Origin of the sequence: Halorubrum sp. Ib24, from assembly GCF_002252745.1 — an archaeon.
Classification (GTDB): domain Archaea; phylum Halobacteriota; class Halobacteria; order Halobacteriales; family Haloferacaceae; genus Halorubrum.
Genome location: NZ_NHOX01000015.1, coordinates 1 through 13,485, shown reverse-complemented (window position 1 = coordinate 13,485; position 13,485 = coordinate 1). Strand labels below are relative to the sequence as shown.

General features: G+C 62.3%; 11 protein-coding genes and 1 pseudogene. 9 read left to right on the top strand and 3 right to left on the bottom strand.

All coding sequences use genetic code 11. The features are described 5' to 3' along the window. Nucleotides 1–85 precede the first annotated feature (85 nt). Nucleotides 86–709 (top strand): hypothetical protein, encoded by a 624-nt coding sequence (locus tag DJ82_RS14370; RefSeq protein ID WP_141212687.1) that lies wholly within the window; start codon nucleotides 86–88, stop codon nucleotides 707–709. Between the two features lie 156 nt (nucleotides 710–865). Then, nucleotides 866–1,086 (top strand): annotated as a pseudogene (locus DJ82_RS15555) (hypothetical protein); the annotation flags it as partial. A gap of 398 nt (nucleotides 1,087–1,484) precedes the next feature. On the opposite strand, the gene DJ82_RS03065 reads toward DJ82_RS15555, so the two are convergent. Continuing rightward, a complete protein-coding gene (locus DJ82_RS03065; RefSeq protein ID WP_094527062.1) occupies nucleotides 1,485–2,123 on the bottom strand; it encodes a bifunctional 4-hydroxy-2-oxoglutarate aldolase/2-dehydro-3-deoxy-phosphogluconate aldolase in 639 nt (212 codons plus the stop codon). Nucleotides 2,124–2,182: 59 nt separating this feature from the next. Next, nucleotides 2,183–2,929 (bottom strand): IclR family transcriptional regulator, encoded by a 747-nt coding sequence (locus tag DJ82_RS03060; RefSeq protein WP_094557498.1) that lies wholly within the window; start codon nucleotides 2,927–2,929, stop codon nucleotides 2,183–2,185. A gap of 324 nt (nucleotides 2,930–3,253) precedes the next feature. On the opposite strand from DJ82_RS03060, the gene DJ82_RS03055 reads away from it, so the two are divergent. From DJ82_RS03055 to DJ82_RS03030, 6 genes are read left to right on the top strand one after another with little or no spacing between them, the layout of a single operon-like run. Next, nucleotides 3,254–4,606 (top strand): ABC transporter substrate-binding protein, encoded by a 1,353-nt coding sequence (locus tag DJ82_RS03055; protein WP_094557497.1) that lies wholly within the window; start codon nucleotides 3,254–3,256, stop codon nucleotides 4,604–4,606. 19 nt (nucleotides 4,607–4,625) lie between these two features. After that, nucleotides 4,626–5,696 (top strand): carbohydrate ABC transporter permease, encoded by a 1,071-nt coding sequence (locus DJ82_RS03050; protein ID WP_094557496.1) that lies wholly within the window; start codon nucleotides 4,626–4,628, stop codon nucleotides 5,694–5,696. Beyond that, nucleotides 5,696–6,532, top strand: coding sequence for a carbohydrate ABC transporter permease (locus tag DJ82_RS03045; protein WP_094527058.1), 837 nt, complete (start codon nucleotides 5,696–5,698; stop codon nucleotides 6,530–6,532). Before DJ82_RS03050 ends, DJ82_RS03045 begins: the two co-directional genes overlap by 1 nt. A gap of 3 nt (nucleotides 6,533–6,535) precedes the next feature. After that, nucleotides 6,536–7,657, top strand: coding sequence for an ABC transporter ATP-binding protein (locus DJ82_RS03040; protein WP_094527057.1), 1,122 nt, complete (start codon nucleotides 6,536–6,538; stop codon nucleotides 7,655–7,657). 10 nt (nucleotides 7,658–7,667) lie between these two features. Continuing rightward, nucleotides 7,668–8,816 (top strand): galactonate dehydratase, encoded by a 1,149-nt coding sequence (dgoD, locus tag DJ82_RS03035; protein WP_094527056.1) that lies wholly within the window; start codon nucleotides 7,668–7,670, stop codon nucleotides 8,814–8,816. 40 nt (nucleotides 8,817–8,856) lie between these two features. Continuing rightward, entirely contained in the window at nucleotides 8,857–9,711 is an 855-nt protein-coding gene (locus tag DJ82_RS03030; RefSeq protein ID WP_094527055.1) for an SDR family NAD(P)-dependent oxidoreductase, read from the top strand. A gap of 42 nt (nucleotides 9,712–9,753) precedes the next feature. On the opposite strand, the gene bga is transcribed toward DJ82_RS03030, so the two are convergent. Next, nucleotides 9,754–11,853 carry a beta-galactosidase Bga gene (gene bga, locus DJ82_RS03025; RefSeq protein ID WP_094581037.1) on the bottom strand — a complete coding sequence of 700 codons (2,100 nt, stop codon included), beginning with the start codon at nucleotides 11,851–11,853 and terminating at the stop codon, nucleotides 9,754–9,756. A 92-nt stretch (nucleotides 11,854–11,945) separates the two neighbouring features. Between bga and DJ82_RS03020 the strand changes: the two genes are divergently transcribed. Next, a partial coding sequence (locus DJ82_RS03020; RefSeq protein WP_094581036.1) for a glycoside hydrolase family 36 protein occupies nucleotides 11,946–13,485 on the top strand: 1,540 nt, incomplete at its 3' end.

Genomic DNA, 13,485 nt, shown 5'->3' with positions numbered 1-13,485 from the left:
CGGGAGTGGACTCGCGACACAGCAAGCAGTCTACCAGATGCATCGCTCGCACACCGATTGCCGCGAAGACAACTCACGACACACAATGGCCCGATCGACTACGGACGAATTCGACTGGGAGAATAGAGATTATCACCAAGACGCCCTTGTGGACGGATTCCCCCGTCTGAATATTGTGAATTACGAGTATGAGACAGGGTATCGGAAACACCTCGTGAAACTGCTTGAGAAGTACGACTGGGACGTTTCGACAGAAGTGTGGGATGACAATCGAAATGGCCGGGTTGATATCTTCGCAGAGCACCCGTCTGTCGGATGTATTGGGATCGAGGTCAAACGGACGCCTAAACGACAGGGCGGGCCAATTTCTGAGGGGATCGCACAGCTACTGAACTATCGCTCCTACACCTACGAGGAGTTCGACGTCGACTATTGGGTACTCGCTCCTGGCTTTGATGTCTCAACTGGACCTGGGGGAATGCCGTCAGAAAGAAAAAAACAGGTTCAGATCCAGTTACAGATGATACTTGTCGAACTTAAGATGGGAATGCTCGTCCGGTGGAAAAGATCGATTCTGTTCGGAAAGAGCCCTACACCGAGAATTAATCCACGGCATCCGGAATACTTCGACGAAGCAGATCGGCGAGCGCTTAACGAGACTATTAACGGCCGGAGCTGGGATGCAGGTGAGTACGAAGCAGGAGAGTAGATTCCCACTCACCGAGGTCGATTCCGAAGTATTCCAAGATCATGGCTGCTACAGAGGCCGTAACAAGCGAAAGAACTGTTTCCACAGCAGTTTACCCGACCATCGACCACGAACCATCAAAGAAGAGCGCAATGATGGTCCAGCCCACGAGCCCAAACGACAGTCCTCGAACAAGCCGAGTACGTTGTTGAGCAACACGACCAAGTCGCCCGAACGACTGACAACCAAGCCCACGAGGACCTCCGATACGCCGTCCACGGGGTGCTCGAAGGCGAAGCGGAACACCCCCAGCGGGCTGGACGCAGACTGACGGCGTGACCGTTGGCTACGGGAGCGGCGAGGCGATGTACGACAGCTGGGGCTATGTAAAAGACTGGGGGAGACCTTCCCGTTACGGAGAATCAAGGAGAAAGCCTCGCGCTTCAACGCGGGGATGAATCCGACAGTTCTCTACAGTAACCAGGACTCTCAGAGGCATACACCGAAGTGCTAGAGGCAGGGTTGGATGAATTGGAGAGTTGAATATCCAGCAACAACGTAGTTCGCACATGCTACTGTAGTTGTCGGATTCACCCCACGGCTAAACCCGTGGGCTTTCTCCTTGCCTATCTGTAGGGTCGTGTAGTTAACGGTGGGATCTGTGATGAACGCTATTGCCGAGTGGTTCGATAGAGGTAGTTTAAGTGATGACAATACTTGCGGTGGGTCACCCTTTCTTACCCAACAGATAGTCCGTGACAGCGTCGAATAAGTAGGCTGTGGTGACCAAATCCGGTCAATCCCGAGTTGCCGAGACAGCCTCGACGACCGATTGGGCGTTTGCCGCAACCCGACCGTACGAATCGTCGGCAATTGCATTGTGGTCAACGATTGAACTACCGACACCGACCGCGACTGCACCGGCCTGGATGTAGGCACCCGCGTTCTCCGCACCGACGCCGCCGGTCGGGACGAGGGGGATCTGCGAGAGGGGGCCGCCGATCGCTGCGACGTGATCTGGTCCCCCAGTCTTTGCGGGAAATACCTTCACCGCGTCGGCGCCGCCTTGGTAGGCTTCAAGCACCTCAGTCGGCGTGTAAGCGCCCACCACGATCGGCGTTCCGTAGCTGTTCGCCGTTCGGATGACGTCACGGTTCACCGTCGGCGTCACGAGGAACTCCGCGCCGGCGAGCTGTGCCGCACGCGCTGTCTCCGCGTCGAGCACGGTGCCCGCGCCGACCAGCACGTCCTCGACCCGATCCGATATCAGCTCGATCGATGCCATCGCGTTTGGCGAGTCTACCGTGACCTCAAGCGCCGTCACGCCGCCGTCGACAACGGCATCCGCGACCGCCCCGGCGTCGTCTGTGTCTACGTCCCGGAGGATTGCAATTACTCCGCTGTCCGTGATTCGGTCTAGTCGGTCAGTTTGCATGGTGAGGCCCTCCCTCGGAGGAGTATTAAATCAAACCGTGTCGAGGATGATCGTGCGCGTCACAATAGTTCGAGTTCGATTGTTTTCGCGGCACTGGAAACGAGCCCGGCCGTGTCTTCCTCGAGCCGTTTCCCCTGCATCTCGTCAGACGGCCCGGAGACGGTGACTGCGCCCACAGGATCGCCGTTGACGACGATAGGAGAGGCGACGCACTGCCAGTTCGCGTCGAGCTCGCCGCGATCGAACGCGATTTTTCGGTCCCTGATCGACCGGAGTTCGGAGCGAAGCGTCGCCGGGTCCGTCACGGTCCGGTCAGTCTTTCTATCGAGCCCATAGCGGTTGACGTACTCGTCAACTGCGTCCGCTGACCGGAACGCGAGAATTGCCTTGCCCGCCGCGGCCCCGTGGAGTCGGACGCTCCCCCCTACTGCGATTGGATGGTCGTCATTACCGATCCGGTGTAAGTAAATGGCGTCCGCTTCTTCCGGAACCACGAGGTTCGCGACCGCGTTTGTGTTCTGCGCCAGTTTTCGTATCTCGCTTTGTGCCGCCTGATAGACGGTATTCCGTTCTCTCGTCCCGAACCCGATCCGCAGGAACCGATGGGTGAGCTCGTAGGTCCCCTCGATGTTCTTCACGTAGCCGAGCGTACAGAGCGTCGAGAGGTGGTTGTGAACCGCGCTTTTCGAGACATCCATCGCGTCGGCTAATTCGGTGACTCCGGCGCCGTTACGCTCGTATAGTTCCTCGACGATCTGCAGGGACGTTGCCGTCGCCTGAACGGAGATGGTGTCCGGGTCTCCCATCGTTTCTGAGAGTGGTATGGGAGACAGCGGTATAACACTTGTTTAGTATAGGAGAACACAGTCGTGGATCAGAATATAATATTGGGTATAAAATTTATAAATTAAATATATTATACCCGCAATACTAGGCGGACGCGGCATAAATTTGAAAAAACGTATATAACTGGGCTCTGTTCAGCTTATGAAAACACAAATAATGCGGTTCTGAGCTGTTTTTAGGACAAATGTCCAGTAATTTTATATAGCTGTAGCATGAGGAACGGATAGTCAGGTACGATCATGACTAACAAACCAAACTACGCACAATACGGGCGACGTCGACTCATGAAAGGCGCGGGAATCGCGGGGCTCGCGGGACTCGCAGGGTGCATCGGAACCGGCGATCCCGAAAGTGGAGGGGATGGCAGCGACGGTAGCGACGGCAGCGATGGTAGCGACAGCAGCGATGGTAGTGACGGTAGCGACGAGAGCGACAGCGGCAACGGCATGGCGTCGGAGATCAACGTGTGGGGGTGGGACGTCGCCGCGCGAGCGCTGATGATAACTTCCGAGGAGTACGAGTCCGAGAACGACGCAACGGTTGCCGTCGAGGAGTTCGGTCGGTCCGCGATGAAAGACCGGCTTCAGACGAACCTGCTTTCGGGCTCCGGCGCGCCGGCGGTCTCCATGCTGGAGTCGGTCGACGGTCCCTCGCTCATCGACACGGGCTCCGTCGCACCCCTCTCCGACGAGATTGAGGAAGCGGGTGTCAAAGACGACTTCATCTCCGGGAAGTGGGAGGCGCTCACCGTTGACGGCGACATCTACGCGCTCCCGTGGGACACCGGCCCGACGGCGGTGTACTACCGGCGGTCGGTGTACGACGAACACGATATCGACCCGGACGGCATCGAGACGTGGGCGGACTTCATCGAGGAGGGTCAGAAGCTGCCCGACGAGCAGTACATGCTCAACCTCCCCGAAGGGGACCTCTCCGGCGTCTGGCGGTACCAGTTCCGTCAGCTCTCCGGCGAACCCTTCCTCGAGAGCGGCGAGGTGAACATCCACAACGAGAAGTCGCTCCGCGTGGCTCGCAACATCAAGGAGATTTACGACGCCGACATCGCGGCTAACATTGAGGGGTGGACGTCCGCTTGGTTCAGCGCCTACGGCGACGCGACGATCGCGTCGCTCCCCTCGGCGGCGTGGATGGAGGGGACGCTGCGCGCCGAGCTCCCCGACACCGCGGGCGACTGGGGCGTGTTCAAGATCCCCGCGCTGGAGTCGGGCGGCCCGCGAGCGTCCAACTGGGGCGGCTCCAACCTCATGATAGCCGACCAGGTGTCCGACGACAAGAAGGCTCGCGGCTGGGACTACTTGGAGTTCTCGCTGGCGACCGAGGAGATGCAGCTGGCGATGTACGACGAGTACGGGCTCTTCCCGGCGCTTGAAACCACCTACGAGGACCCGGTCTTCGAGGAGGAGCTCGACTTCTACGACGGACAGCCCGCGCGGGCGCTCTTCGCCGAGGTCGCACAGGAGGCTCCCGGTTACCGGTTCACCGAAGACACCCCCGAGGTGTCGCAGGCCATCGAAACGGAGCTCCAGCGTATGATTAACGGGGAACAGTCGGCCGAAGAGGCCGTGCAGGCGGCCGCGGAGACGGTCGCCGAGAACACCGATCGGAACCTCGCGTAATCCGGGAGGAGTCGATCGCATGGCCACTTCTGACGAAACAGAGGATCGCGTCGGGCAGGCATATCGCCGCCGTCTTCGCGGTGCAGTCGGGAGAGCGACGCGACGGTCGAGGCGAGCGGCGCGACCGCTCTGGGACCGGTTCCGCTTCGCCAGACAGGACCTGACGGCGGCGACGCCGACGCTGCCGCGAGTCGCGTACATATTCATCGCGCCGTTCTTCCTGTTGTTCAGTGCGTTCCTGGCGTTCCCGGTGTTTTACACGCTGTACCTCTCGTTTTTCGAGTACCGAGGAGTCGGACAGGGGTCGCTGTTCTGGATCGACCTCGGCCCGTTGTACCTCGAGATCCCGCAGATCGCACAGCTGGAGTTCATCGGGCTCGGGAACTATGCCCGCCTGCTCAGCAACGAGCTGTTCTGGCAGTCGATGTTCAACACGTCGTACATCTTGGTGATACAAGTCCCGCTGATGATCGGGCTAGCGCTCGCCCTCGCGCTCGCGCTGAACGCGTCGTTTCTGCGGCTTAAAGGAGTGTTCCGCACAGCGATCGCGTTACCCGTCTCGGCGAACCTCGTGGCGTACTCAACGGTGTTCCTGCTGCTTTTCAACGAACAGCTGGGATTCCTCAACTACGCCCTCGCCGGCGTCGGACTCGGCCCCGTCCCGTGGCTGACCGACGCGTTCTGGGCGCGGAACACGATCATCGCGGCGGTGACGTGGCGGTGGACCGGATACAACATGATCATCCTGCTGGCCGGGCTTCAGACGATCCCGCAGCAGCTGTACGAGGCCGCCGAGATCGACGGTGCGAACCGGTGGGAGAAGTTCCGATACGTCACGCTCCCGCAACTCAAACCGGTGTTCCTGTTCGTCATCGTCCTCTCAACGATCGGGACGTTCAAGCTGTTCGCCGAGCCGTACGTGATCACCGGCGGCGGTCCGACCAACTCGACTATCACTATCGTGCAATACATTTACCGACAGGCGTTCGTTAACTTCAACCTGGGCTACGCGAGCGCGCTCACGGTCGTGTTCGTCGTGATCGTCAGCGTGTTCTCTGTCGTCCAGATCAAGATCGGGGGTGAGGACTGATGCGCGAACAGCGCCGGAAGGACGCGGTCTGGCAGTTCCTCACGTACGCCTTCGTCGTCACAATGGTCGTGGTGATGATGGTCCCTCTGTACTGGATGCTGGTGGCGGCGACGCTCCCGCAGGAGCAGTTCCTGCAGTTTCCGCCGCGGCTGGTACCCGGGACGGCGTTCCTCGACAACTTCGCGGCCCTGCAGGAGCGGCTCGACTTCGTCCGGACGATCCGGAACAGCGTCCTCATCGCGGTGATCTACACGCTGCTCTCGCTGGTGTTGTGCTCGATGGCCGGCTTCGCGTTCGCAAAGTACGAGTTCAAGTTCAAGGAGCCGATCTTCTACGCGATCTTAGCGACGCTCGTGTTGCCGATCCAGCTCCTCGTCATCCCGCTGTTCCTGCTGATGGCACAGCTGGACTGGACGAACACGTTCCGAGCGATAATCCTCCCGTGGGCGGCGAACCCCATCGGAATCTTCCTCATGCGGCAAAACATGAAATCGATCCCGGACGCGTTGCTGGAGTCCGCCCGGATGGACGGGGCGACGGAGATCCAGATATTCTACCGGATCGCGCTCCCGACGATGCGGTCGTCGCTGGCCGCGCTGGCGATCATCCTGTTCCTGTTCCAATGGGACTTGTTCTTGTATCCACTCGTGATCCTCGAGAGCGCGGACATGTACACGATCCCGATCGGGTTGGCACAGCTGACCGGCTTCCAGCGTATCTACTACGATCAGATCATGGTGGCGGCGACGCTCGCTATCGTCCCGATGGTCGTGTTGTTCTTACTGCTGCAGAAACAGTTCGTTAGCGGCATCCTCGCGGGGTCGCTCAAGGAGTAACCAATGTCAGGAATCAACATCTCTGAGCTCGATAAAGTGTACGACTCCGGAACTGAGAACGTGGTCGCGGTGAAGGACCTCTCCGTCGAGATCGACCACGGCGAGTTCCTCGTCTTGGTCGGGCCGTCCGGCTGCGGGAAGTCGACGACGCTCCGCTGTCTCGCGGGCCTTGAGGACGTGACGGACGGCTCGATACGGTTCGGCGACGTAGACGTCACGGACCGCCGGGCCAGCGAACGTGACGTGGCCATGGTGTTCCAGAATTACGCGCTGTACCCGCACATGACCGTCCGGGGCAACATCGGCTTCGGGCTGAAGCTCTCGACGAAGCTGACCGGTGACGAGATCGAACAGAAGGTCGAGAACGTCGCCGAGATGCTCGGTATCAGCGAACTGCTCAACGAGAAGCCGAAGTCGCTCTCCGGTGGGCAACAGCAGCGCGTGGCACTCGGACGGGCGATCGTTCGGGAGCCATCTGTGTTCCTGATGGACGAGCCGCTCAGTAACCTCGACGCGAAGCTCCGGTCGGACATGCGGACCGAACTGCAGGAGCTCCAAGCCGATCTCGACGTCACGACGGTGTACGTCACGCACGACCAGACGGAGGCGATGGCCATGGGCGACCGGATCGCCGTGATGGACGGCGGCGTGCTCCAACAGGTCGGCGCGCCTGAGGACGTGTACCGCTCGCCCGTGAATCAGTTCGTCGCGGACTTCATCGGCTCGCCGAGTATCAACCTCTTTATCGCCGACGTCGACGGCGCGACCCTTCGGGGCCCCGGCGGGTTCACGTACGAGCTCGCCAACCCCGAACCGGTCGCGGGGCACGACCGCGTCAGCGTCGGCGTCCGACCTGAGGACATCACCGTCGTCGAGGCGGGGCAGAACACCGCCGACGTGACGGTCGTCGAGCCGATGGGGAACGAGAACTTCCTCTACATGGAGATGGCCGGCCACGAACTCACCGCCCGCGTCGCACCGGCGGTCCGGCCGACGGAGGGCACGCACGTCCCGTTCGACTTCAAGGAAGCGGCGCTCTACCTGTTCAACGCCGAGACCGGCGACGCGCTTAAGACCAAGACGGACACCGTCGACTCAGCAGTCGTCGGGACAACTGAAGACTGACTAACCTACCATGTACATCACCGACTACGAGCTGTTCGAAGTACCGCCCCGCTGGTTATTCCTGAAGCTGACGACGAGCGATGGCACCGTCGGCTGGGGAGAGCCGATCGTGGAGGGGCGGTCTCACACGGTCGTCGCCGCGGTCGAGGAGCTGCTCGACAACTACCTACTCGGCGAGGATCCGACACGGATCGAAGATCACTGGCAGGCGATGTACCGTGGCGGATTCTATCGCGGCGGCCCCGTGCTGATGAGCGCGATCGCCGGCGTCGACCAGGCGTTATGGGACCTCAAAGGGAAACAGTTCGGCGCGCCCGTCCACGAGCTGCTCGGCGGTCGCGCACGGAACCGGATCCGCGTGTATCAGTGGATCGGCGGGGACCGACCGGCTGATGTCGGTGACGCCGCTCAAGAGAAGGTCGATGCAGGATTCACGGCGCTAAAAATGAACGCGACCGCGGAGCTACGGCCTATCGATACCCCAGCGACCGTGGACGACGCGGTCGACCGGATCGCGGCTGTTCGGGAGTCGGTCGGCGACGAGGTCGACATCGGAGTCGATTTCCACGGGCGTGTGTCGAAACCGATGGTTCGGCGGCTTGCGGCCGCGCTTGAGCCGTACGACCCGATGTTTATTGAGGAACCGGTGTTACCTGAGCACAACGATGCGCTCTCGGGTATCCGGCAGTCGACGACGATCCCGATCGCAACCGGCGAGCGAATGTACTCGCGGTGGGATTTCAAAGAGGTGTTCGAGACGGACGCCGTGGACCTGATCCAGCCGGATGTCTCGCACGCGGGCGGGATCACGGAAATGAAGAAGATCGCGTCCATGGCCGAGGCGTACGACGTGTCGATCGCGCCCCACTGTCCGCTCGGACCGATCGCACTCGCGTCTTGCATTCAGGTTGACGCGTGCACGCCGAATGCGCTGATCCAAGAGCAGTCGCTCGACATTCATTATAATGAAACGAGCGACGTGTTGGACTATCTCGCCGATCCGACGGTGTTCGAGTACCGCGACGGCTTCGTCGACATCCCCGAGGGAGACGGCCTCGGGATCGAGATCGACGAGGAGTACGTCCGCGAACAGCGCGGCGACGTCGATTGGCACAACCCCGTTTGGCGGCACGACGACGGCTCCGTCGCGGAGTGGTGAGCCGGATGAGAACTCGAACGCGCCGACACGGAGGCGAACTATGACACGCCGACACGAGTCCCCGACCGAGCACGCGGTGTCCGGCCGGTTCGCCGGCGAGACCGCGATCGTCACCGGGTCGACGCGCGGGATCGGCGCCGGAATCGCGGAACGGCTCGCCGACGAGGGGGCGAACGTCGTCGTCAGCGGTCGCACCGTCGAGGCCGGCGAGGCCGTCGTCGACCGGATCGCGGATCGGACCGCGGACGAGTCGACCGACGGCTCGCGGACCGGCGACGCGACCTTCGTCCGCGCTGACATGCGCGACCCGGACGACGTGGCGGCGCTGGCGGAGGCGGCCGCCGAGCGGTACGGGTCCGTCGACGTGCTCGTGAACAACGCTGGCGTGCAGACGGAGACGGCCGCCGACGAGGCGACGCTCGACGACTGGGAGTTCGTCGTGGAGACGGACTTCCGAGCGTACTGGCTCGCCGCACGAGCAGCCCTCGCGCACATGGACCGCGGGGCAATCGTGAACGTCTCGTCGAACCACGCGTACGCGACGATGCCCGCTCACTTCCCGTACAACGCGGTGAAGGCGGGCATCAACGGCATGACGCGGTCGCTGGCCGTGGACTTCGGTCCACGCGTCCGGGTGAACACGGTCGTTCCCGGCTGGGTGGAGATCGAGCGAACCCGCGAGGAGCTCCCGGAGGGGCGGTTCGAGGAGGTCGAGTCGATCCATCCGACCGGTCGGATCGGCACACCGGCCGATGTCGCCGGGGCCGTCTCGTTCCTCGCGAGCGAGGACGCCGCGTTCATTACGGGGGCCGCCCTGCTCGTGGACGGCGGACGCGGCGCAGTGATGCAGGACGACACGCTCCCGAACTACCGGACACGGGAACGGTCGAAATAACCGACGGCCACAACCACTAGGGCTTCTGACGGACGTGCTCAACTACGGCTTAGCGACCTGTAGTCCATCGACACGGTCTCCCTCGATGACGGCGACTCCGTACGGTCCCACAAAGCTGCCGTCTGCTGATGAGTCGCCGTCGAGTGCCACGTCGACGTTGTCCCGGTTGGTGTCGTCCACTACGAGCGAGTCTGGATCGATTCCCGGCAACTGAAGCCGATCGCTCGTGAAGTTCGTCACCCACGTATAGCCGCCGCGGGACCCGACTCGGACGCCGTCTGGAAGCTGATCGGCGCGTCGGACATCCGCGCGTTCGAGCAAGTCTGACGCGAGCGTATCTGCCAAGTCAGCCCCGGGCCAGACCCCGCAGTAGGTGACCTGGCCGTCACCGACCACATTGGTGACGACTGCCGGCCGACCGTTCGCCGGACCATCGACGTCGTACACATACATGGGTTCAGCAGCGTTGGGAACGAGCCATTCGGCCCAGGTCCGAAACTGAACGGCCTGAATCACGTCTTCATCGACACCGCTGTCAGTGGGGCTGTCGACTCGCTGGACCGCGGTTTGGAGGCGTCGCGGCAGCGACTCGTGCTGGTCGATGTCCGCACCGACGAGATCAGCTAGCGGGCCGGGTTGGGGTGCCGGCCGGAGCTTGTTTTCCGCGTCCTTCACGCCGGTTCGGGGCCCGAAGAGGAGCTCCCCACCGTCGGCGACGTAGTCGCTCAGCTTGTCGGCGAGACCTTCGGTAACGAGGTGGAGTGCGGGCGCGACGACGGCCGCGTACCCGGAGAGGTCAGCACTCGGTGGGATCACGTCGACCTGTACGCCGTAACTGCGCACGGCGCCGTAGAAGGCCTCTTGGAGCGCCCAGTAATCGAAATCCGGCGCGTGCGGCTGAGTGTCAAGCGCCCAGAGCGAGTCGTAGTCGAAGATAGTCGCTACCGGAGCGTCCACGTGAGAAACACCGTCGAGTGCGGTGAACTCCTCGGCCGTTCGCATAGCGTCACCGTACCCACGGTCAGGCGAGCCGTCCGCCTTCCGGAGTCCGGCATGGTACTGTTCTTGGCCTTCGAGACAACGCCGCCACCTGAAGTAGAGGACAGCACCGGCCCCGTGGGCGGTGGCGTGGTGAGCCCACAGCCGCATCGCGCCCTCACCCGGCTGCGGACAGTGTGGTGGCCAGTTCACATCGCCCGGCTGCTGTTCCATCACCCAGAACGGCCGGTCTAGCGCGCTCCGGTAGAGGTCGTGGTCCATCCCGACTTGGTCAGGGTCGCCGGCCCGCAACTGGTCCGGTGACGCCTCCGCGTCGTAGCGGTCCTGGACGAACCCCGTCGGGTATGAATCCCACGCGACTCGGTCGAGATCAGCACTCACGTCATACGCGTTCAGCGTCGGGAATCGTCCCATGAAGTTGTGGGTGACGAACCAGTCGGGGTCGGCCTCGCGTATCAAGTCGGCATGGACGCGATTGTACTCGACGACCGAATCGCTGGCGAAGCGTGCGTACGCCAGCAAACGCGAGGGGTGATGTTCGGCAGGGGTCGGGCCCGGCGGATCGACCTCCTCGAAGGCTCCGTACTGTTGGCTCCAGAACGTGTTCTCCCACGCCTCATTGAGCCGGTCGATGTCACCGTACCGGTCCGCGAGCCAAGTCCGGAACGCGTCGGCGCAGTCGTCGCAGTAACACCGGACAGTCCTATGACAGCCGAACTCGTTGTCCGTCTGCCAGCCAGCGACGTGCGGCGAGTCGGCGTATCGCTCGGTGATTTGCTTGACGATCCGGGTCGTCTCCTCGTGGTACGCGTCGGAGTTGAAACAGTAGTGTCGGCGGCTGCCGTGTTCGCGGACGGTCCCGTCGGCATCTTCTTGTCGGATCGACGGTCGCTCGTCGACCAGCCACTTCGGTGGCGTCGCCGTCGGCGTGCACAACACCGCCTGCATCCCGTGGTCGCCGATGAGTTCGACAGCTTCGTCGAGCCACTCGAAGTTGAACGTGCCACGCTCGGGCTCGAGGGTTCCCCACGAGAACTCCGCCATTCGCACGTACTCGAGGCCGGCGTCTGCCATTGCAGCGACGTCGCGTTCCCACTCCTCGCTCGGCCAGTGTTCGGGAAAGTAACAAACTCCGATACGCATAGCGCATCCACTCAACCGCGCCACCTAAGCGTTCGGATAGGTGGGTATGAGAAGACGGTGTGATATTTATATGGGCGAAAGGACCGTGTGGTATGAAGAAACGCAGGGCGGACGCCACCGCAGTCACGTACGACCCGACCAGCCACGAGGTCACGATCGCGGATGACGCCGGGAATTTACTCGTCGGGGCCCTTGACGCGGCCGCAGTCGATGGCGATAATGAGCGAATGCAGGTCGCGGACGTGTCACTCTCGACCGAAGCAGGCGGCGTCGAAGCGATTTGCACCGTCGAGAACGCTAGCAACGAGCCGGTCCGGGCGGGCGACATTACTTTTAGGTTCGAGACCGCATTCAGCGCGGACGCGCGCGTCTACCGGCACGGGTACCAGTCGTGGTCGTCGACGGGTACGCTCACGGTTGGGGAGCGCTTCCCCACGGAGAGCCCAGACAACGCCCCGATGATGAACGACCTCGCAGCGTCGACTGACGACCGGACCAGCAGTTACCTGACCGGACTCGTCGAGGACGACCGATACGTCACGGCGGGGTTTCTCGAGCACGATCGCTACTGTACCCGGTTTGAGATCGACGACGACGACAGTGGCGTCGCAACACTCCGCGCGGTGTGCCCGCTCGAAGGGACACGCCTAGCGCCCGGCGAACAGTTGGCCCTCCCGCCGCTGTGGGTCGACGCTGATCGTGAGCTTCGGGAAGGGCTCGCTGCGTTGGCTGACTGCGTCGGCGAGCGGATGAACGCTCGCGTGCCTGAAACTTCACCGACCGGCTGGTGCTCGTGGTATCACTATTTTACCGACGTCACCGAAGCGGACGTACGAGAGAACCTCGCCGAACTCCGCGAGTGGGGGATCCCAGTCGACGTCGTCCAAATCGACGACGGGTACATGGAGGCGTTCGGCGACTGGCGATCGATCGCCGACGGGTTCGAGGATATGAGCGACGTTGCGGACGACATCTCAACCACCGGGTACCGACCGGGGCTGTGGCTCGCGCCCTTTTACGTGGAGGCCGGTGCCGACTTGCACGCCGACCACCCGGAGTGGTTCATTACGGAGCCGACCGACGCGGCTGCTGATGGGCCGGGAACACCCGTCGACGGCGGCTTCCGCGCCGGGTCGTCGCTGTACGGGCTTGACACGACGCACCCGGAAGTTGTCGACTGGCTTCGAGAGACCGTGTCGACGGTCGTCGACGACTGGGGGTTCACGTATCTGAAGCTTGATTTCCTCTTCGCAGCGGCGCTACCCGGTGAGCGATACGACGCTGAGGCGACCCGGATGGAGGCGTACCGTCGAGGGATCGAGACGATCGCCGAGGTGGCCGGTGACGACGTATTTCTCCTCGGGTCCGGCGCGCCGATGGCCCCAAGCGTCGGACTCTTCGACGCAATGCGGATCGGCCCGGACACCGATCCGACCTGGGAAACACCAGGGGAATCGGGGAGCCAACCGGCATTAAAAAACGCCGTCCGCAATACGCTCACGCGGAACTACTTGCACCGGCGCTGGTGGCTCAACGACCCCGACTGCCAGCTCGTTCGGGACACGAGCGACCTCACCGGAGCCGAGCGCGAGGCGTTCGCAGCGCTCGTCGCCACGACTGGTGGTGTAAACG